This is a genomic window from Sphingobacterium sp. (assembly GCF_032065005.1).
Taxonomy (GTDB): domain Bacteria; phylum Bacteroidota; class Bacteroidia; order Sphingobacteriales; family Sphingobacteriaceae; genus Sphingobacterium.
Genome location: NZ_DAMBMM010000008.1, coordinates 117,793 through 140,350, shown reverse-complemented (window position 1 = coordinate 140,350; position 22,558 = coordinate 117,793). Strand labels below are relative to the sequence as shown.

14 protein-coding genes are annotated in these 22,558 nt (G+C 41.8%); 9 read left to right on the top strand and 5 right to left on the bottom strand.

Translation table 11 applies throughout. From position 1 onward, the window contains the following. Positions 1-136 precede the first annotated feature (136 nt). The 7 genes from RT138_RS13715 to RT138_RS13685 all read left to right on the top strand — a co-directional run bounded on the left by RT138_RS13715 (position 137) and on the right by RT138_RS13685 (position 8,722). Positions 137-934: a PASTA domain-containing protein gene (locus RT138_RS13715; protein WP_313191150.1), complete on the top strand. Its 798-nt coding sequence runs from the start codon at positions 137-139 to the stop codon at positions 932-934. A 1-nt stretch (position 935) separates the two neighbouring features. Next, the gene (gene mltG, locus RT138_RS13710) at positions 936-1,979 is read left to right on the top strand and encodes an endolytic transglycosylase MltG (RefSeq protein ID WP_313191149.1); all 1,044 of its coding nucleotides are present in this window, start codon (positions 936-938) and stop codon (positions 1,977-1,979) included. A 1-nt stretch (position 1,980) separates the two neighbouring features. Beyond that, on the top strand, positions 1,981-2,391 hold the full coding sequence (locus tag RT138_RS13705) for a thioesterase family protein (protein WP_185214131.1): 411 nt from the start codon (positions 1,981-1,983) through the stop codon (positions 2,389-2,391). After that, positions 2,391-3,362: a YihY/virulence factor BrkB family protein gene (locus RT138_RS13700; protein ID WP_185214132.1), complete on the top strand. Its 972-nt coding sequence runs from the start codon at positions 2,391-2,393 to the stop codon at positions 3,360-3,362. Before RT138_RS13705 ends, RT138_RS13700 begins: the two co-directional genes overlap by 1 nt. Before the next feature lie 81 nt (positions 3,363-3,443). Then, positions 3,444-5,603, top strand: a complete 2,160-nt coding sequence (locus RT138_RS13695) for an ATP-binding protein (RefSeq protein WP_313191148.1) — start codon at positions 3,444-3,446, stop codon at positions 5,601-5,603. 104 nt (positions 5,604-5,707) lie between these two features. Next, positions 5,708-7,642, top strand: coding sequence for a 30S ribosomal protein S1 (gene rpsA / locus RT138_RS13690; protein ID WP_185214134.1), 1,935 nt, complete (start codon positions 5,708-5,710; stop codon positions 7,640-7,642). 249 nt (positions 7,643-7,891) lie between these two features. Beyond that, positions 7,892-8,722, top strand: a complete 831-nt coding sequence (locus RT138_RS13685) for a sulfurtransferase (protein ID WP_313191147.1) — start codon at positions 7,892-7,894, stop codon at positions 8,720-8,722. 150 nt (positions 8,723-8,872) lie between these two features. On the opposite strand, the gene RT138_RS13680 is transcribed toward RT138_RS13685, so the two are convergent. From RT138_RS13680 to hutH, 5 genes are read right to left on the bottom strand one after another with little or no spacing between them, the layout of a single operon-like run. Next, complete coding sequence (locus RT138_RS13680) at positions 8,873-9,745, bottom strand: pirin family protein (RefSeq protein WP_313191146.1); 873 nt, start codon at positions 9,743-9,745, stop codon at positions 8,873-8,875. 39 nt (positions 9,746-9,784) lie between these two features. Beyond that, on the bottom strand, positions 9,785-10,765 hold the full coding sequence (hutG, locus tag RT138_RS13675) for a formimidoylglutamase (protein WP_313191145.1): 981 nt from the start codon (positions 10,763-10,765) through the stop codon (positions 9,785-9,787). A 7-nt stretch (positions 10,766-10,772) separates the two neighbouring features. After that, complete coding sequence (locus RT138_RS13670; protein ID WP_313191144.1) at positions 10,773-12,785, bottom strand: urocanate hydratase; 2,013 nt, start codon at positions 12,783-12,785, stop codon at positions 10,773-10,775. A gap of 4 nt (positions 12,786-12,789) precedes the next feature. Further along, on the bottom strand, positions 12,790-14,043 hold the full coding sequence (gene hutI, locus RT138_RS13665) for an imidazolonepropionase (protein ID WP_313191143.1): 1,254 nt from the start codon (positions 14,041-14,043) through the stop codon (positions 12,790-12,792). 2 nt (positions 14,044-14,045) lie between these two features. Continuing rightward, complete coding sequence (gene hutH / locus RT138_RS13660) at positions 14,046-15,614, bottom strand: histidine ammonia-lyase (RefSeq protein ID WP_313191142.1); 1,569 nt, start codon at positions 15,612-15,614, stop codon at positions 14,046-14,048. 78 nt (positions 15,615-15,692) lie between these two features. Here hutH and RT138_RS13655 point away from each other — a divergent pair, with 78 nt between their 5' ends. Together RT138_RS13655 and RT138_RS13650 are read left to right on the top strand one after the other, a co-directional pair. Next, entirely contained in the window at positions 15,693-16,592 is a 900-nt protein-coding gene (locus RT138_RS13655; protein ID WP_185214141.1) for a LysR family transcriptional regulator, read from the top strand. Between the two features lie 225 nt (positions 16,593-16,817). After that, the gene (locus RT138_RS13650) at positions 16,818-22,541 is read left to right on the top strand and encodes an alpha-2-macroglobulin family protein (protein ID WP_313191141.1); all 5,724 of its coding nucleotides are present in this window, start codon (positions 16,818-16,820) and stop codon (positions 22,539-22,541) included. The last annotated feature ends 17 nt before the right edge of the window (positions 22,542-22,558 follow it).

The window sequence follows — 22,558 nt, the reverse complement described above, 5'->3', positions numbered from 1 at the left end:
ATAATCGAGAAGCAAATATAATTTGAGATACGAGGAAAAACGAATATTTTTGCCTTTATATTAGCAGTATTTGCGGGAATTTGTAAAATTGGAATTAATATTGTTAATAGGATATTCAAAAAAAACACATTAATAGATGTCGAAGTTCTTTTTATACTTGAGAACGAGTGCTTTCAGGAAAAACTTAATTGCTGGGCTCATTTTCATTGTCATTCTTTTTATTTTAGTTTATTTCGGATTAAAGATCTACACTAAGCATGGTGATTCTCAAGAGGTTCCTCTATTGAAAGGCTTGAACATCAGTGAAGCTTTGAACGTATTGGACAAAGCTGGATTAGAGGTGGAAATCGATTCCATCTACCAAATGGATGCGAAACCGGGATTGGTGATCGACCAGGATCCAGACCCGAAGACGCATGTAAAAGGTGGTCGTACGATTTATTTGACCATCATTACCCAGTCTGCACCTGAGATTGCATTCCCAGAAGTTATTGATAAAACATTTATCGAGGCATCTGCTATCTTAAAGAACCATTCCTTAAAGATTGCGGATACCGTTTATAGAAATGACATCGCTAGAGATGTGGTATTGGATGTTAAATTTGCCGGCCAACCGATCCGTCCGGGACGTATGGTCCCTAAAGGATCCAAGATCAGCTTGATCTTAGGAAATGGCCGTGGAGATGATGAGGTTGAAATCCCTGTATTGATCGGATTGAACCTGACGGAGGCCAAATTTGCGCTGGCAGGAAAAGGCTTGACCTTGGGTTCTGTTTCTTTTGACGGGAACTCAAACGATACTTTAGGTTCAGTGGTCGTTAAACAAAACCCAGATACGAGTGCGAAGATTATTTCCATTGGCAATGCCATCCATGTTACCCTAGGTAAACCGGCAGAACCAACTCCTACACCTGCTATTCCACAAAACCCATAATATGGCTGAGAACAGAAATAAAAGAAAAGGATTAGGGATCGTACTTATCATTATCTTATTGATAGTGTTGGTAGTTGGATGGATAGGTTATCAGGCGTTTATGGCACCAAGTATTGCCAGCGATGAGGATTACTTCTACGTTAAAACCGATGAACCTTATGCGAGTGTAATCTCCAGGATCGAGTCGGAAGGTATAGTAAAAAACCCTACCTATTTCAAGTATGTGGCGAAAGCAATGGATCTGGAAAGCACCGGTATAAAAGCTGGCCGATATAAAATATCGAAAGATATGAGCAATCGCAGATTGATCGGGAACTTGCGTGGCGGTTATCAGGATGCGGTAAAGTTCAGATTTCAGAATATACGATTGAGACAGGATTTTGCAGGGTTGTTGGGTAGAGATTTTGAAGCGGACTCCCTGACTTTCATCAATATGTTGAATGATGAGAAGTTAGCCGAGAAATATGGCTTCAATAAGGAGAATTTCTTCAGCATGTTCATTCCAAATACGTATGAAATCTATTGGAATACCAAACCTGAAGAGATCATCGATCGTTTTTCGAAGGAATATGAGAAATTCTGGAATGCAGAGCGGAAAGCAAAGGCAGATTCTTTGGGAATGACCATACAAGAGGTGAGCACCTTAGCTTCTATTGTAAAAGGTGAAGCCCTGCATGTGGATGAAATGCCTAAAATTGCGGGCCTATATATCAATAGATTGAAGAAAGGGATGCTGTTGCAGGCGGATCCAACGGTGATCTTTGCCAATAATGACTTTACCATCCGTAGAGTTTTGAACAGGCACCTGACCATTGACAATCCATATAACACCTATCGTTTCAAAGGCCTTCCTCCGGGACCGATCATGATGCCAAGTATCGCCTCTATCGATGCGGTATTGAATTATGACCATCACCCTTATATCTATATGTGTGCGAAGGATGATTTTTCAGGATACCATTTATACGCGGAAACAGTTGCTGAACATTTGATCAATGCGCGTAAATTCCAAAAAGCTTTAGACGCCAGAAATATCAAGAAATAGTATGTTTCATTATCAGCATCAGATCAGGGTTCGTTACGCAGAAACAGACAATATGGGTTATGTCTATTATGGGAACTATGCGACCTATTATGAAGTTGCCCGTACCGAAATGTTAAGGAGCACGGGGATTTCCTATAAACAGCTCGAAGAAATGGGCGTGATGTTGCCTGTGATCGAACTGAGCTGCAAATTCAACAAAGCAGCGAAATATGATGATTTAGTAACCATAAATATTTATATTAGAGAAAAACCAGGAATAAGGATTAAATTTGAATATGAGCTGTTTAATGAATCTGGAGAGCTGCTGAATACAGGTTCTACCCAACTGGTATTTGTTGATATGGAACGCAACAGGCCTTGCAAACCTCCACAGATTTTCATGGATAAGATGGCTCCATTTTTTGGAGAATAATGAAAAAAATTCACCAACATCTTCTGTACGTTAAGCCGTATGACAGATTTATTGAGTGGACCAAATCAGCCACCTTACCGGGATTTGGAAAATTACCGCTCTATACCGTCATGGTATTTTTCTTTCAGGAGATCGCTCGAGAATCCATCATCAATAAAGCCTCTTCCCTAGCCTACAACTTTATGTTGGCGGTATTCCCTGGAATCATTTTCCTATTTACGCTGATCCCTTACATACCCGTAGACAATTTTCAGGAACAATTGATGGAACTGATCCAGTTGGCTCTGCCCAACAATGCTTACGAAATCCTGGAAACTACCTTAGAAGATATCATCAAGAGACAGAACAGTGGCTTGCTATCTGCCGGTTTTGTTCTCTGTACATTTTTTGCCACCAATGGCATGACGACCTTGATGATGAGCTTTAATAAAGCATCCTTATCCAAAGAGTCCAGAACTTGGTTTCAAAGACGAATTGTAGCCCTTGCACTATCCCTTGCCATCGTTTTGGCGCTAGCCGTAGGAATTGCTCTATATGCCGGTTCAAACTACTTGATCAATTACCTGAAGACCCATATCGATTACGATCTGAAATGGTTTTGGGCATTTGCCATTAAAGTTGCACAATGGATCATTTTATTTGGTATCTATTTTTTTACAGTCAGCCTTATTTATAAGTTTGGACCCAGTTCAACAAAAAAATGGAAGCTGTTTACACCCGGTGCAACCTTGGCTACGATATTGGCCATGTTATCTTTTTCATTTTTTACCTTTTATATCAATAACTTCGGTGCATACAACAAATTATACGGTTCTATCGGAACATTGATCGTCGTGATGATCTGGATGTACATCAATGCCCTGATCTTGATCATAGGTTTCGAATTAAATGCCAGTATCGCGCTTTCTAAGCAAAGCATTAAAATAGTTAAACCGCGAGTATACAACTCTTTTAAACCAAACAAAATTTAATTTATTATAAATTTATTATTATTGTAATCGTATTGAGGATTTTGTTACTCAGATCAACGATTAGACCTGAAAAACTTACCGATGGAAGACAAGGATTTACAAAAGCGGAACAAGCGGAACCAGAACGTCAGAAATATCCTTTTGAGTTCAATAATTATATTGTTCATCACTTTTGTGGTCTTTTTCATCTTCTCCTATATACAGTATAAGAGCATTCAGAACAAAATCCAGAATATCTACACTTCTGTAAACAGTGACCAAAATAACTTTACAGAATTACTGACCATATTCAGTGAGGCAGAGGACCATTTCAGGTTATTCTCCATTACCTATAATATCAATGACTATAATTCCTACCGTTCGAAACTGATTACCTTGAAGTCGGCGGTCGATTCATTGATCAAAGTACGAAGTGAGGAGTCAAAAACGTTTGGCGACAAGAATTACAATGGACGGAAATTGGAAGACCTCCTGCCTAAATACAGTCAGTTGAACAGCAAATTGGATTCTATCTTGGTCGCATCAGAAACCTTGAAGACCTTTAACATCCAAGCGAACAATGAAACGAATATCAGCCTTCCACGCCCTAAGGAACCTGCAGCAATCGTTGCAAATGAACCAAAGAAGGTCGTAGTCAAGAAGAAATCATTGTTAAAGCGGATCTTCCAGAAAGGAGATGATACCATTACGGTGGAAACAGGTACGCCTACGCATACCCAGCAGGTAACAGAACAGAACGCGAACCTGAAAAACATCATCAAGCAGGGCAATACACAAGCTGAGAACAGGCTGAAAGAACTGAAACAAACCCTGACCGATATCCGGAAAAATGAAAGGTCTCTTTTGGCGGACAACTTTACCCTATTGCATTCTGCCAACCAGCTGATCAGGATCATTCATGAAGAACGGATCCAGATCCAAAGGGACAAGACCGACCATGAGTTGAGCATCTTGATCGCCAGGACCGATACCTTCAAATGGCAGATCATTATCTCCCTGACCTTTGTCTTTATCGTGATCTGTATCTTGGTTTACTACCAATTCTTCACCAACTACTATGAGCGTAAATTATTGGATGAACGCGTTTACGCATCCAAATTGGCAGAACAGAAAACAGATATCTTGGCGGAGATTACCCATGAAATCCGGACGCCTATCAATTCGCTGATCGGCATCGTGGACCTATTGAAGAGCCGAAAGGACCTTTATCAGGCCAACGACATCCACTTGTTGGAATCGGCCTATACAAATATTACGGCGACCTCCAAAACCATCAATGATATCCTGAACCTGAGCAAAATAGACCAACAGAACAGCATTGAGGCCATCCACTTTGATTTCGTTGACCTGCTGATCGATGTGGTGGAGACCCATCGCAACCATGCCGAAATGAAAGGGATAGAATTGGCGTATGAGCTGGACAAAAATCAGCCAACGGTGATTTTCTCGGATGAATTTAAGGTCCGCCAGATCATGAGCAACTTGGTGAGCAATGCGATCAAATACTCGAATGGCGGAAAGGTTGTGGCTAGCGCCATCGTAGATGACCAGAGCAACCTTATCTTTAAGGTATCGGATCAAGGACAGGGAATCCCTGATGCCCTGAAGAAGAACATCTTCAAGAAATACTATACGGTCAATAAGTCCAATAAGGTAGAAGGTGGTGTCGGATTGGGACTATATATCACCAAAAATATTGTCAGCACTTTAAAAGGAAAGATAAACTTTAAAACGAATGCCGGTCAAGGTACCACCTTTAAGGTTGAAATCCCTATTCCTAAGCCGAAATTCCGTCGGAAGACATCGTTGAACATTGAGAAAATCAGCGACTTTTCCAAGGATCTAAGTTGGCTAATCGTGGATGATAACGCCTTGAATTTACTGTATTTAAAGCAGTTCTTCTCGTTACATACCCATGTTAAGACAGCGACCAACGGAAAAGAGGCCTTAGAGATATTGAGCAGGTTTCCGATTGACGTTGTTGTTACCGATATCAACATGCCGGTAATGACCGGTGACGAATTATTGGCTACCGTAAGGGCGAACCCAGCCTACAACTCGGTTAAAATAATAGCCACATCTTCTGATAATGAGCAGGTTAAGAAGCTGGAGAAAGAGCGAGAGGTCTTATTTGACGGAATTTTGATCAAGCCATTTAACGAGCGGAAACTGACAGAAGTGATTGTAAAAACGATCTATCCTATCTTTGAGGACAGCGACGAGTTACGTCAAGAATCCTAAACTTTTCAATCTTTTTAAACTTTTTTACATCTAAACTCTTGTAAATAAAAGTTTTTCGTATCTTTGCAATCCCTACATTGTAGGGAAAAGGAGATTATTAATTAATGGCAAAAAAACAAGAAGCAGAAAAAGAGTTAGCGGCAAAAAATGCAGAGCTACAAGGTGCTGACACAAAAGTTGTGAAGGACACTGAAAAGATTGAGTCTGAGGCAGATTCAAATTTAATCGATGAGATTAAATCAAACACTTGGAGTACTCCATCAGGAGACTTCGACTGGGATCTTGATGAAAAAGCTTTTGGTAACTACAGTGATGCGGAACGTACTAAACTAGAAGAGCAGTACGCTGGCACATTCAACCAAATCAATCAAGGTGAGATTATTGAAGGTATCGTTGTATCTATCAATAACAAAGATGTTGTTTTAAACATCGGTTTCAAATCAGACGGTCTAGTAGCATTATCTGAGTTCCGTGACTTACCTGACTTAAAAATCGGTGATACGGTTGATGTATTTGTTGAATCGCAAGAGGATGCAAATGGTCAATTAGTATTATCACGCAAACGTGCTAAAACACAAAAATCTTGGGAAGAGATCAACGAGGCTTTGGAAAACGACAAAGTTATCGATGGTTTTGTTAAATCACGTACAAAAGGTGGTTTAATTGTAGACATCAAAGGTGTTGAGGCTTTCTTACCAGGATCTCAAATTGATATCAAACCTATCCGTGACTATGATGTTTACGTAGGTAAAACTATGGAGTTCAAAGTTGTTAAGATCAACCATGAGTTCAAAAACGTAGTTGTATCACACAAAGTATTGATCGAAGACGATTTGGAAAACCAAAAATCAGAGATCGTTGCGAAATTGGAAAAAGGACAAGTATTGGAAGGTACTGTTAAAAACATCACTGACTTCGGTGTGTTCATCGACTTGGGTGGTGTTGACGGATTACTTCACATTACAGACATCTCTTGGGGCCGTATCGAGCATCCAAAAGAGGTGTTGGCTTTAGACCAAACTATCAACGTTGTAGTTCTTGACTTTGATGACGAGAAAAAACGTATTGCATTAGGTTTGAAACAACTTTCAGAGCACCCTTGGGAATCTTTAGACAAGAACTTAGAAATCGGTTCTAAAGTAAAAGGTAAGATCGTTACTGTAGCTGACTACGGTGCTTTCTTAGAAATCATCCCAGGAGTAGAAGGATTAATCCACGTTTCTGAAATGTCTTGGTCTCAAAACTTACGTTCTCCACAAGAGTTCTTGAAAGTAGGTGACGAAATCGAAGCTGAAATCTTGACTTTAGACCGTGAAGAGCGCAAAATGAGCTTAGGTATCAAACAATTGACTCCAGATCCTTGGCAGAACATCACTGAACGTTACCCAGTTGGTTCAAAACAATCAGCAGTTGTTAAGAACATGACTAACTTCGGTGTATTCGTTGAGTTAGAAGACGGAATCGATGGTTTAATTCACATTTCTGACCTTTCATGGTCTAAGAAAGTTAACCACCCTAACGAATTCACTAAAGTTGGTGAAAGACTAGAGGTTGTGGTATTAGAATTAGACGAAGAAAACCGCAAGCTTTCTTTAGGTCACAAACAATTAGAGGAAAACCCTTGGGATACTTTCGAAACGATCTTCACTGAAGGTTCAGTTCACGAAGGTACTGTAATCAAAGTTGGTGACAAAGGTGATATCGTTGCTTTACAATATGGTGTTGAAGGATTCTGCCCTAACAAACACTCTGTAAAAGAAGACGGTTCAGCATTGAAAGTTGACGAAGTTGCTGAATTCAAAATCATTGAATTCAACAAAGAAAACAAACGTCTAGTGATTTCTCACTCTCGTATTTGGGAAGATGCTAAAGCTGAAGCTCGTATCGAAGAGTTCAACGCTCGTAAAAAAGAAGCTAAAACTGCTAACGCAGCAGTGAAAAAAGTTAAAGATTCAGTTGAGAAATCAACTCTAGGTGATCTTGACGTATTAGCTCAATTGAAAGAGCAAATGGAAGACGACGAGAAAAAATCTAAATAATTTTAGATTACTCTAAATACTTCGAAGCCCCGATTGCAAAATCGGGGCTTTTTTGTCTATAGATTTGAAATGGCAGAAATGTCGAACTGTTAAAGGTTTTTTGTTTTTGGAAAGCGAGATTAGGGATTGCAAAAGATTAGATGAAGAAGTTCTAAGTCTTATTACATTTTGCATATCTTTAGACTGAGAAGATTTGCGAAGATTAATATCTAAATACTCAAATCTCATATCTAAATATCTAGAAAACCCATGAGAACAGCAGCGTTAATCAGTACCGATGAAGCCCTCAAATTGATCAATGAGGAGAATGCCATAGTCTTGGATGCGACCATCGATAAGGTCAACCAAAAGATGGACAATGATAATCTGGAACTGTTGCCCAACAGTTTGTTTTTGGATATCGAAGGTGCGTTTTCAGATCATCATAGTCCATTTCCACATACGATGCTTTCGGCACAGCAATTCAGCAAGGAAGTACAGAAGTTAGGTATCAATCAGGATTCAACATTGATCATCTATGATCGCTGGGGAGTCTATTCAAGCCCGCGTGCTTGGTGGATGTTGAGGTATATGGGCTTGGATAAGGTTTATGTGCTGAACGGTGGACTGCCGGCCTGGAAAGCAGCAGGATTGCCCATCGAACATCAATATGCTGAACCTGTTGCCTTAGGAAACTTTAAAGCGAAGCCAAATTATGAATGGTTTATCTCGAAAGATGAACTGGTGGAGCGCTTAGGCGATGATGATATCAGTATTACCGACGCAAGATCTTCTGGAAGGTTCCATGGAACTGCTCCAGAACCGAGACCTGGATTGCGATCAGGGCATATCCCCGGATCAAAGAACCTACCATTTGACCTGGTACTCGATGGCATAAAATATCAGGAGAAAGAAGAACTACAGCGATTGTTTGAAGGCAAGATCGATTCCGCTAAACAAAATATCTTTACCTGTGGCTCGGGCGTATCGGCAGCAATCATTGCGTTGGCTGCCTATGAACTAGGAAATGACTATGTAACTATTTTTGATGGGTCCTGGAGCGAATGGGGCGCTGATGAGAATACTTTGGTTAGTACATAGTATTTAGTATCTAGTATTTAGTATTTAGACACCGACTGATTGAATAGATAGGGTATTTCCTTATTAACAACTCTTTATCAGCTTGCAGGAAAGTCTAAATACTAAATACTTAATACTAATTACTTAATGATAATTACTTAATACTAAATACTACCTTACAGGTAGCGGCACATAGCCATCATCGCCGGGTACTTTAGGGAATTCATGGTTGATCCATTTTTCTTTGGCTTCATCGATGGTAGCTTTATCACTGGCTACAAAATTCCAGGAGATAAAGCGTTCTTCAGGGAAAGGTTCGCCTCCGAAGATATATACGGTAGATCCAGCTTTCATTTCAAAGGTACATAGATGTGCATCTAAGGTGATCAGGATCTGTTTAGGGCCATATGTAAAGCCATTGCTTTCCACCTCCCCTTCTAGGATATACAGTCCGCTCTCTCCATACAGCTCCCCTCTTATATCAATTAAGGAATCTTTCTCAGCCTTGACCTCAATCATATAGAGTTTGCTATAGACAGGAACTGGCGATTTCTTTCCGAATGCTTCACCCGCTATCAGTTTGTAGGATACATCTGCATCCTTCCAAGTAGGAATATCACTGGCTTCGGTATGGTGGAATTCAGGATCCATAAATTCGAGGTCCTTAGGAAGGGCTACCCAGATCTGAAGACCATGGAGGAACTTGTCCTTTTGCCGTAGGTATTCGGGAGTCCTTTCAGAGTGGACTACCCCTTTTCCGGCGGTCATCCAGTTAACAGCCCCAGGTTTGATCTCCATGGCTGTACCAAGGCTGTCCCGATGGAAAATAGAACCATCAAACAAATAAGTCAATGTGGATAAACCTATATGTGGGTGTGGACCGACATCCAGGTTCTCATGGTCGACCAAACAAGCTGGCCCCATATGATCAATAAAAACAAAGGGTCCGATAGAACGTTTTTGACGGAAAGGCAGTAGCCTACCTACCATAAAATTGCCGATGTTCGCTGCTGTCTCTTCTCTAATGAAATCTATATTCGACATATGTTTCCTTTTTTTATGTTTCTTTAAAGTTACATATTATCACTTATTATTCACTAGGCGAAAAATCAGATCAGCGGCTAACTTTGTCGTTCTATTGTCAATATCATAAAGGGGATTTATTTCAGCAAAGTCAATGGACTTTAGATTTGGGAGCTGCAAAAGGGATTGGAAGATTTTGATGAAGTTATGGTCGGGAACAATGCCATGAAAAGCAGGGGCGCTTACCCCTGGAGCATATGCAGCAGCGAATACATCCATATCCACCGTCAGGTAGATATCATCGGAGCTATCCGCAAATCCTTGGATTTGAGAAATCAACTTATCGATATTATCAGGAAAGATTTCTTCTCTTTTGATGACCTGTACGCCTTTATCCTTTGCATAATTGAATAGGGCTTGGGTATTGCTGATATCTTGGATCCCAAGAGCTAAATAACGAGCTTCAAAACCTTCCTGTTCGGCATCCTCAAAAATCTGATAGAAGCCAGTCCCTGAGTTTCCTTGACCATCTACTAGAGGTCGGATATCGAAATGCGCATCCAGATTGATAATACCAATCTTTTTGGTTTTACTATGGCTTTTCAGGCCATTAAAATTGCCATAGGTCACTTCATGGCCTCCGCCCAGCACGACAGGGAATCCTCCCTTATCTAAAATCTGTGCTACTCTTTTTGCTAGTTCATTCTGTGCTGCTTCTAAATCTTCTGCTGCACAGAATACATCTCCTGCATCAGCTATTTTAGTGCTAGCCTGCATATGGTTAGGAAGTCCAGCAAGAACCTTTCTTAAGGCCGCAGGTGCATCTTTTGCTCCTATTCGACCTTGGTTCCTTCTAACACCTTCATCACAGCAGAATCCTAAGAAAACAATATGCTTATCAAGTGATAGGTCCTCTGCATTCAGATCAATACAAGTGATCAACTGGTGCCAACGAAGGTTATCCACGGTATCACCATCCATTCTTCCTGACCAATTTTGTTGTTCAGCGGGTTTATAGCATACATTCCCAAATGCTTCCATAAAAGGTTTACTCAAAAAGGTTATCAATTAATTGGTCATCCACGAGTTCAGCCTTGGTGACTTTCAAGGTAGATGTCCTTTCCAACTCTGTTTCAATGGCACTAATCGCTTCTTTGTTTCTTGCCCAGGCTCTCCTTACAATACCATTATTTACATCAAAGAACAGCATTTGTTTCAATTTGCGATCACTGGCTTCCGAACCGTCCAAGACCATTCCAAAACCACCATTGATTACTTCTCCCCAGCCTACACCGCCACCATTGTGGATAGAAACCCAGGTAGCACCACGGAAACTATCTCCAATTACGTTGTGGATAGCCATATCTGCCGTAAATTTACTACCGTCATAGATATTACTGGTTTCACGATATGGCGAATCAGTTCCACTCACATCATGATGGTCACGACCTAAAACAACAGGAGCCGACAATCGACCATCTGAAACCGCTTGATTGAAGGCTTCAGCAATCTTCATTCTTCCCAAGGCATCTGCATAGAGGATACGAGCTTGGGAGCCCACCACCAATTTATTGTTTTCAGCTTCAGAGATCCATTTTATGTTATCTTCCATCTGTTGATAAATCTCAGATGAAGCTTCCTTTTGAAGTTCTTTCATCACTTCCAAAGCTAATTGATCGGTCAAACGGAGGTCCTCCACTTTACCTGATGTACAGACCCATCTGAAAGGTCCAAACCCGTAATCAAAACACATCGGACCAAGGATATCCTGAACATAGGAAGGATATTTAAAATCAATTCCGTTTGAAGCCATTACCTCTGCACCAGCACGACTAGCCTCCAGAAGGAAAGCATTTCCATAATCAAAGAAATAGGTTCCTTTTGCCGCATGCCTATTGATAGCGTCTGCATGTCGAACCAAAGTCCGTTGGACTTCCTTCTTAAATTGTTCAGGGTTATTTGCGATGAGATTATTGGATTCTTCGAAACTCAGATCAACAGGATAGTATCCTCCCGACCAAGGATTGTGCAAAGAGGTTTGGTCAGAGCCAACGGTAACCGGGATATTTTGCTTATCAAATTGTTCCCATACATCAACAATGTTTCCGATATAGGCGATTGATATCACTTCCTTTTTGGCCATAGCAGCTTTTACCGCTAGGATAAGACCGTCCATATCTTCTACCAATACATCCACCCAGCCTTGCGCATGTCTCTTCCTTGCTGCTGCAGGGTTGACCTCAGCACATACGGTGATACAGCCTGCAATGTTTCCGGCTTTAGGTTGAGCACCGCTCATTCCGCCCAATCCAGAGGTCACGAAGACCTTCCCTTGAATCGTTTCTCCCACTGGAAGATGCTTTCTGAAGGCATTCATCACTGTAATAGTGGTTCCATGAACTATCCCCTGTGGACCGATATACATATATGAACCTGCAGTCATTTGCCCATATTGGGTTACCCCTAGCGCATTGAATCTTTCCCAATCATCAGGTTTCGAGTAGTTCGGAATCATCATACCGTTCGTCACGACCACCCTTGGGGCATTTTCAGACGATGGAAAAAGTCCCATAGGATGACCTGAATACATGTGCAGGGTTTGCTGCTCGGTCATCTGAGACAGATATTTCATGGTCAACAGGTATTGAGCCCAGTTTTGGAAAACCGCTCCATTACCACCATAAGTAATCAGTTCGTGGGGATGCTGTGCTACAGCAGGGTCCAAATTGTTCTGGATCATCAGCATAATGGCTGCAGCTTGCTGACTTTTTGCTGGATAGGCAGAAATTGGCCTTGCATACATTTCATAATGAGGCCTGAAACGGTACATATATATACGTCCGTAAGTCCTCAGTTCCCCTAAAAACTCAGGGGCCAATTCATTATGCCACTCTTTCGGGAAATATCGCAATGCATTTCGGATGGCTAACTTTTCTTCTTCAGGGCTTAGTATCGCCTTGCGTTTAGGAGCATGGCTTACCTTATTATCGAGAACAGCTTTTGCAGGTAATTCCGAAGGAATCCCTTGCATTATTGCTTCCTTAAAATCTTTTTCATTCATGTTATTAATCATTTCTAACAAACACTTCGATTCCATTTTTCCAGACTGCCTTTGGCTGCAATCCGCCATGCAGGTAGGTAATGTTTTGGTAATTATCCGTATCATAGATGACGAAGTCTGCCAACATTCCTTCCATCAAACGACCTCTATCGTCCAAGTTCAAGGCTTTGGCAGCCCTGAAGGTTATCCCGGCCAAGAGCTCAGCATTGCTAAGTTTCTCCATAGTTGCCAAAATACTGGCGCTTTCGATCAGTTTTCCCATTGGAGCAGAACCAGGGTTCCAGTCTGTGGCAATAGCTAAACTGGCACCAGCATCCAACAGCTTCCGCGCAGGTGTAAATCCACAGCCAATACCTAATGATGCCGCTGGCAAGGCCACTGGAATCACGTCGGAACCAGCCAACAAGCTGATTTCATTCTCAGTTGAGGCTTCCAGGTGATCTGCCGAAACTGCCGCCAATTCAACAGCCAATTTAGAACCGGAGGTGCTGAACTGATCCGCATGGACCGTCAGGTCAAAGCCCATATCCTTGGCTTTAAGGTAATAGGGTAAAATCTGTTCAGCAGAGAAGGCACTCTTCTCGACAAAGGCATCGACACGGTTGGTCAAATTCTCTTCTTTCAGAACCGGAAATAGCTTTTCCCCCATTTCAAACAGGTAATCTTCTGCATTGCCCTCATGGTCTTTAGGATGCATATGGGCAGCAAGACAGGTGGAAATCAAGTCTACATAAGAAGACTGGTTGGCTTCTTTGATGGCACGGAGAGTTTTCAGTTCCTCTTCCACCTGAAGTCCATATCCGCTCTTCACTTCTACCGTCGTAATCCCCTGTCTCAACAAAGCATCAGCACGTTTGAGGGTCAGAGCTTTTAATTCCTCTTGGGAACAGGCACGGGTATGTTTTACAGTACTCCATATTCCGCCACCCGCCTCCGCTATTTCTAGATAAGAACTCCCGGCATTACGCATGGCAAAGTCATTCGCTCGGTTGCCACCAAAAGCGATATGGGTATGACAATCAATATATCCAGGTAGAGCAACGAAATCACCTTTCAGTTCCACGATCTCAATATCATCGGGCAAAGCCTCCTTCAACCCCTCAAAATCTCCTACTACGCTTATTTTGCCATCAACGACATAAATACCCGCTTGTTCTATGATTTCCAGTTGCTCGTCCTTTAATGCACCCTTCAGAGGCAAATGCTGCATAGTCAGCACCTGTTTGAATGGTCCTATTAATTTTCCGTTCTCATTCATGATCAATAGTTTTCAAAATATTCGACATTCTCACCAAAATACGGCATATTACTATCCTTGGCAGCTTTTCTTGCTACCTCGATCAACTCTCCAGATTTAATGATAGCCAAAGCATTATCCAAGATATCCTGCATAGGTTGATCCTCTTCGATATGTGGAATCCTTGTCCTGATATGTTTATGGATTGCCTCAATCACCGCTGTTGACTGTTTAGGATTATGAAAATCCTTAGCTTGAGCTGCACAAAGCATCTCAATGCTCAATATTTTATCTACGTTATCCAGGACCTGCAGCAGTTTTCTACCAGAAATGGAGCCCATGCTCACATGGTCTTCCTGACCCAGAGAGGTCGGAATGCTATCCGCACTTGCTGGGAAGCAAAGGCCTTTGTTTTCACTAGTGATGGCCGCTGTACTATATTGAAGGATCATAAATCCAGAGTTTAAACCTGTTGCTTTCATCAACAATTTAGGAACCCCATTAGTTTCCCCTTCAAGGGATAAATAAACCCTTCTGTCGGAAATATTCCCCAATTCAGAAACTGCAAGCGTAGCATAGTCCAAGGGCAAAGCAATCGGCTGACCATGGAAAGACCCTCCGCTGATGGTCAATTCACTATTGATGATGATCGGGTTATCGGTTACCGAATTGATTTCCGTTTCGATGATTTCCTTAAAGTGCAACCAAGCATTTCTTGACGCCCCATGCACTTGCGGGATACAGCGCAAAGAATAAGGATCCTGAACCCTTGAGCAATTTTTATGCGACTCCAATATTTCCGAATCTTTCAATAAATTAAAAATAGTCGAGGCCACATAAGTATTTCCTTTGTAAGGTCTCAATTGATGCAATTCAGCAAAGAATGGTTTGATAGAGCCATTCAATCCTTCAATCATCAGGGTAGCGATCAGGTCGGCATTGTTCATCAATCTATTCATTTCTACCACAGCTTTTACACCATGGGCAGCCATGAATTGCGTTCCATTGATCAGCGCCAAACCTTCCTTAGCGCCCAATTGAATGGGTTCCATTCCAAATTCCTGAAGCACAGACGCCGAATCCACTGACTTTCCATCTTTCCAGACCTTCCCTAACCCGATCAAGGGTAAGAAAAGGTGGGACAAAGGGGCTAAATCACCCGATGCGCCAACCGAACCTTGCTTAGGTACAACTGGAATCACATCATTCTGAATATGCCAGATAATTCGTTCTACCGTACTCAACTGAACCCCCGAAAAACCTTTTGCCAGGGCATGCACCTTTAAGATAAGCATGAGCTTGCTCAATTCCTTATCAATAGGCTCGCCTACCCCAACGGCATGGCTCTTTAAAATATTTTCCTGTAATTTCTTGGTATCTTGAGGGCTGATCAAAGTAGTACATAGTGGCCCGAAACCAGTGTTGATTCCATACACCACTTTTCCAGCATCTACAATCTCTTGGACATACTGGGCGCTTTGGTTTATTTTACTGATCGTTTCCTCAGTCAATACCCCTTGGCAATCAGATTTCGCAATAGCTATGGCTATTGAACTATTCAAATAATCTTCTCCGTATTTAAATGTTTTCATAATATTTCCCTGTGTAACCCAAATTTACCTGCTATATTTGATAATTGGCAATATCAATTTTAGCAACAACTGATAACCATGAATTATCAAATAGAACTCCGACATCTCTTATATTTCAAGGTAGTAGCCGAGGAATTACACTTCAGAAGGGCCGCTGAAAGGCTATTTATTGCTCAGCCGGGACTGTCTAGGCAGATCAAGCAATTGGAGGAGCATTATGGCACTCAACTTTTCCTGCGAGACAAGAGAAATGTGGAATTGACAGAGTCAGGCATTTACCTTAAAAAAGAGGTGGATTTGATTTTCAATCAATTGGACAATATCAAAGACCATATTGAAAAAATATCAGAAGGAAAGATTACTTCGCTGAAGCTTGGGTTTATCGGATCTGCCGTTCAAGCCATGTTGCCCCAATTACTGGTAGAACTGAAACAGAAACAACCATTGATCGATATTACACTCAATGAACTCGCCAATGAGATTCAGATCGACATGATCAACAAACAAGAACTGGACTTTGGTTTTGTTCGGGTCAAGGACACTCCCATAGGCTTAAAATCCATTCCCATCTTAACGGAACATTTCTCATTGGTGGTTCCTAAAAACTCCACGGCTAGGCCAAAGGGAAAGGTCAATCTCCATGATTTTAAGGATGAATCCTTTATTCTCTTTTCCAAGGAATACAGCAATTCCTATTATGAACTGGTGATGAGTATTTTCGAAGACCATGATTTTGACCCGCACGTTGCCCTTCGCACAGTCAATGCACTAAGTATTTTTAACCTGGTGAGTCAAGGCTTGGGTGTTGCCATTGTGCCTACTTCCTTAAAAAAAGGTTATCATACCCATGTGGATTTCTTAGAGTTGAACCATCTGCCACAACGCACTACCCTATCTCTTATCTGGAGCAAAAAGAACAGAAACCCAGGTATTCCACTACTATTGGATATTGTTGCGGGGTTAAAGAGAAAACAATAGTTTTTTCCTAAATTTAATACCAATCAAGTGATTTCTTGTAAATAAGAAATTCGATCCCATTAACAATTATTTTTCAGGAGCATTATGGAATCCGCTCCATTTCTGCATCCATCGCAAAAACAAGGTTATGAACATTAAGGTTTATGTTATATGAAACAATTATTCATCCTATTATTCGCACTTTCACCCATCCTGCTATTCAGTCAAGAATCTAAAACGACAACTATGATAGAAGAAAAATGGAAAGAGGTAGACAGACTAATTTCCATTGGGAATTATGAACAGACAGCCCCTCTTCTGAATGAAATAAAAACTTACGCCAAAAAATCTAAAAATGGCCCAATGGAGCTTCGAGCGATTATTGCAGAGAGCCAATTGCTTCAAGTCAATACGACGCAAGAAGATCTTTTCGATAAAGTAGACAAACACTTCCAAAACAACATCAACCAAACAGAGGGAGTTCAAAGAAGTCTACTCTATAGTTTTTATGCCCAGTATTTAGGAAGCAATACCGATTACTACAGCGAAAGCAAGAATAAATTTTTAGAGGCAGATGAAGAAACCAAGTATAAAATCTTGGACTCCCTGTTCAATAAATCCTTGGAGAACAAAGACCTTCTCTTGAAACAACCTATTGAAGATTGGAAATCTCTCTTTTCCACCAGCAAAAATTTTAGCCTCAGTCCTACGCTTTACCACTTCAATAGTAATGCATACCTCGCTTTCTTGCGAGGGAACAGGGTAAAAAATGCAGTAAAAATCAAAAAGTTATCAGAAGATTTGTTCAGCATCAATAAGAAAGCAGGATATGCTGATGCAACCTCCTATCTAATGGTTAACAATATTTCCCCTAGCTATCAAAAAAAAGATGCCTATGTTGATGCTTTGAAAAACGTAATTGCCCAAAACAAAAGTGATTATAACGCGTTCATCTATGCCATCATTGCAGAAACACTGCACAACAACAATGACACAAAAAAGGCAGTTGAATACCTAGCCAAAGCAAAACAAGAGTATCCAAAATCACCTTGGATCAAGGATGTTGAGCTCATGGATCAACGATTTAAAAGTGTGGAAATACAGTTTTATAATAAGCAGATTAATCCTTCCAATGTCAACAGTCCCGTCCAGCTATCCTTTAAAAATGCGGAAAAGCTCTACTTGAAAGTTTTCAATGTGACCAATACCCCAACAAACTATAAGAAATTTGAAGTAAAATTAGATAGCCTAACGAAAAAAGTAGGGGTAAATGCGACGGAGGTGTATGCAGAGGAAATTCCAATAAAATCATTTGATGATTATAAACGACATTCTACCATTTACAAGATAAATGCCCTCCCTTTTGGCAATTATGTAGCCCTCATCTCAAACAATCCTGAATTCAAAGCTGATGGTCTATTCAATACCGTGTCCTCATTTAGCTTTATTGTTTCGGATTTATTTAACTACACAGAACTAGAGAAAGGGAAGAATACAGAAGAATATCTTTTCAAAGGTTTGCTGATCAATCGAAAGACGGGATTGCCCTATGCTGGTAAATCGTTGGAGATCTATGATGTAAACTCTGGAAAAGCACCAAAGCTGGTCCATAAGATGAAAACTAATCAGAATGGAGAGTTTTCAGTAGATATCAATAAGGATTCTTATTATCGCTATCAATCAGGGGCAATGCTTTACCTTGCCGAAGAAAAGCAGATCATCGACATGGCTACTCCTTTAAATTATAGCTTCTCGCAGATCGAGAAAGAAGAGGATAGAGAAAGGTTCAATACCAAGATCCTAACCGATAGAAGGATTTATAGACCCGGTCAAAAGCTTTACTTCAAAGGAATTGTTTATAACAACAGCTCATTAAGTGGAAAAGTGATAGAAGGTAAAAAACTAGATGTTATCCTTCAGGATGCCAACGGTCAAAAGGTAGACTCCTTGTCATTGACCAGTAATGCATTTGGTTCTGTAAATGGAGAACTTCAAATCCCAGCCAATACCTTGGCCGGTGGATTCAATATCCTGATTATGGATAAGGGAATCCAAATTGGCTATCACTACCTAAGCGTGGAGGAGTATAAGCGTCCTACCTTTAGTGTTAAATTTGACCCCAATAAGGAAACCTATAAACGCTCAGATATAGCCGAGTTTAAAGGAAAAGTGGAATCCTATTCCGGTGTGCCACTTGTAGGTGCTTCGGTGAATTACAAAGTTCGAATAAACTCCTATGGTCGTAATTATACCAATTTCACCTTAGCCGACAGTTCAATAATCGCTAATGAGCAAGGTAAATTTTCCATCAGGATTCCATTAGAAGATACCGCATTAAATAAATTGGAAGATTTCAACATCAGTGTAACTGCTGAAGTCGTGAATCAGACCGGTGAAATGCAGCAAGCATCTGTTTTTTATACTTATTCAGATAAGCCTTGGGTCATCAATATTCTAGGTCCAAGAATAGAAGAAGCTGGTAAATGGAATAAATTATTCATCAGTACCGTGAATAAAAACAACCAACCTCTGCCCTTGACCGGTGAGATAAAAATCTATAAGTATCCTGAGCCTAATATTGCTTTACCGGATCAATTTGACAATATATTTAAAAATGTGGACTACCATATTTTCAGTAATGCAGAATACAAAAAACTATTCCCAACCTCATTTGATGAGTCTTTAATCATCAAGAAACCATCAGAATTGGTAAAAACCTATTCCTTTGACACATGGGATACAGGGTTGGTGAAAATAGATTCCAACCTGTTTCCAAAAGGAAAGTATTACGTTGAAGTCATTTCAATCCAAGGAAAGGATACCATAAGAAGTCAAGCAGATGTGAGCATTTTCGATCCTGTTACCAAAAAGAGCAGCGATCATGACTTCCTAACCTACAGCTTTGATAAACCAAATTATGGTCTGGATGAACAGGTCAAATTAAATTTCTATACCGATGTGCCAAATGCAAAGGAGATAATTCTTTTCCCAAGTAACTCCTTTGGTAAACAAGAGACCTTTACCATTCCTGTAAAGAATGGCCGAGCAACCCATGAATTCAAATTTGACAAGGAAAAGTTTTCACGAGGTTATCAATTGGACGCTATATTAATTGTAGACAACCAGATTGAAAATAAATTCATCAGCGCTCCTAAGCGAACTGATGATCAAGATTTAAAAATTAAAATCAGCAGCTTTAGAGATAAAATTATGCCGGCAACAAAAGAGAAATGGAGCTTTAGCATCTTGCAAAAGGACAAAGTCATTCCATCCGAGGTATTGGCTACCATGTATGACATGTCATTAGACGTTTTTGGAGCCAATTACTTCCCAACCTTTTTTGACAGGTATAGCCCATCCTATTACAGGCGATATAATTTTACCAATTTATTCTATGCTTCATCAGCCTCAAGTCCATTTGGCTCCAATGAACAAATTATCAATGCAGTAGGCAATGAATTACCTTTAGTCAACAATTATGGTCTTTGGGATAATTATTGGTTAAATCGAGGTGTCAATAACCTGAATAACTATTATGGTGATCCAGTTCTAAATAGAGTTGGTTCCGCCCTTGCAGTGAAAGGTATGCAAAGAATGGCTAAAAACACAACATCTGCTGTCAATCTTGAAGCAGCAGCCGATGTACATGAAGTAACGGAAGAAACTGTACTCTTATATGATGAACTAAAAGACCCTGATCTTAGGGCACAAGTTGAAGAATTAAAGAATAAGGGCCAAGGAGTAGACCTCTCTCAGGTCCAAGCGCGCAAGAACCTTCAGGAAACGGCCTTCTTCTACCCGAACCTGTACACCGACAAGGATGGCAACATCAGTTTCGAGTTCGACAGTCCCGAGGCCCTAACCAAGTGGAAGCTCTTGCTCTTTGCCCATGGCAAGAACCTGGAGGTGGGTTCCGAACAGTTCTATACCCAGACCCAGAAGCAGCTGATGGTACGTCCCAACCTGCCTAGGTACTTCCGCGAATCCGACCAGATCGAGATCATCGCCCAGGTACAGAACCTCAGCGGCAAGCCGCAGCAGGGCAAGGCAAAGATCGAGGTCATCAACCCGGTCGACAATGCCGATATCAGCGAACAGTTCGTGTTGGGCGACATCACGACCGACTTCAGCGTCGATAAGGACAACAACCAAACGGTGTCCTGGAAGCTCAAGGTACCTGAGGGATACCCAAGCGTACAGGTCAAGATCGTTGCGGCAAGCGCGGAACATTCCGATGGCGAGATCATAGAACTTCCCGTACTTTCTAACAAGGTGCTGGTTTCCCAGACCGAGAAGATCGCCCTAAAGGCCGGCCAAAAACAGGACTTCAGCGTCGCTTCGGCCGGCAAGGACAACCTGCAGGCCAAGGTACAGGTACAGAGCAATCCGATCCTGGAGATCATCTCGGCCATCGACTACCTCAAGAACTACCCATATGAATGTACCGAACAGTCCAGCAGTAAATGGTTCGGTCTGAAGATGGTACAGTACATAGGCAAGCACTACCCTGCCATCTCCGATTATTTCAGGTCCATCAAGGTAAAGGATAGCAAGAGCAGACTGGAGGAGAATGCCCAGCTCAACGAGCTGAAGCTGCAGGAAATGCCTTGGCTTCGCGACATACAGCATGACAGCAAGCGTCTGGAAGCTTTGGCCGAACTGTTCAATTCCGATATCGAGACCGAGCTCAAGGGCATCGAGCAGAAGCTGCTCCGCGGACAATTGGACAATGGGTCCTTCCCTTGGTTCGAAGGCGGAAAGTCCGATACCCATATCTCCATGCGGATACTGGAGGTCGTGGGCAAGGTATTCTACCTGGACCACAGCCTAGTGAACCCGCAGATGAACGGCAGCATGAGACGCTTGTCTACCTACCTGGACCAGGACAGCAGCATAACCAGGGAAAAGGCATCCGCCAATATCGCACTGGACTACCTATACGCACGCCACTTCTGGAACTCGGAAGTCAAGGTACCTCAAAAGAACGGCAATATCCTTCGGACCAAGATCGCCAAGGCTCCGATCATCACCGCCAAGGGTCCTGCCGGCTATGCAGCCAAGGCATGGATCGTCAACCAACTGTTCGGTGATTCCAAGGAATCCAACGAGATCCGCAACAGGATCCAACAGGAAGTCATCCTGGATCCCGACAAGGGCATGTACTGGGAGAGCAACGGCAAGCAGTACAACGACATCAGCCTGCATAGCTATATGCTGGAAGCCTATAAGCTCCATGACCCGAGCAAGCTCAACCCGATCAGCCAATGGATCTTCTTCCGCAAGGAAGCCAACTACTGGCGCAGCACCTGGATGACCGTGGATGCTATTTACAGCCTGTTGCTGACCAACAATCCAAAGGACTTCAACCTGGACAATGCCGTAACCGTACTGGTCGACGGACAGAAGGCCCAGATGGACTCGGTGGTCCTGGGACAGGTCTCCAAGACTTTCGGCAAGCAGGAACTTGACCGCAACAGGTCCGTACAGATCGAGAACCACAACGACCGCATCGTCTTCGGTGGGGTCTTCCATCAGTACTTCCTGCCGGTATCCGAAGTGAAGGCATCGACTAACGACATCAAGGTCAGCAAGCAGTACATGGTAGAGCGGAACGGTAAATGGGTAGAGAGCAATGAGGCCAAGCTGGGCGAAAAGATCAAGGTGGTCATCACCGTCATCAACGACCAGGACCTGGAATATGTGCACCTGAAGGACAGCCGACCTGCAGGCGTGGAACCTGTATTCGTACCTTCGGGCTACAGCTGGAGGAACAACTACTATTTCACCCTGAAGGATGCATCGACCAACTACTTCTTCAATGCCCTGCAAAAAGGGAAAAGGACTTTCGAGTACGAGGTCAAGGCCAATAACCTAGGGGAATTCAACTCCGGTATAACTAGCATCGAAAGCATGTACGATCCGACCGTGAATGCAAGATCTGATAACAAAGTCATCACGATCGTGAAGTAAACAGATATAAAAAAAGA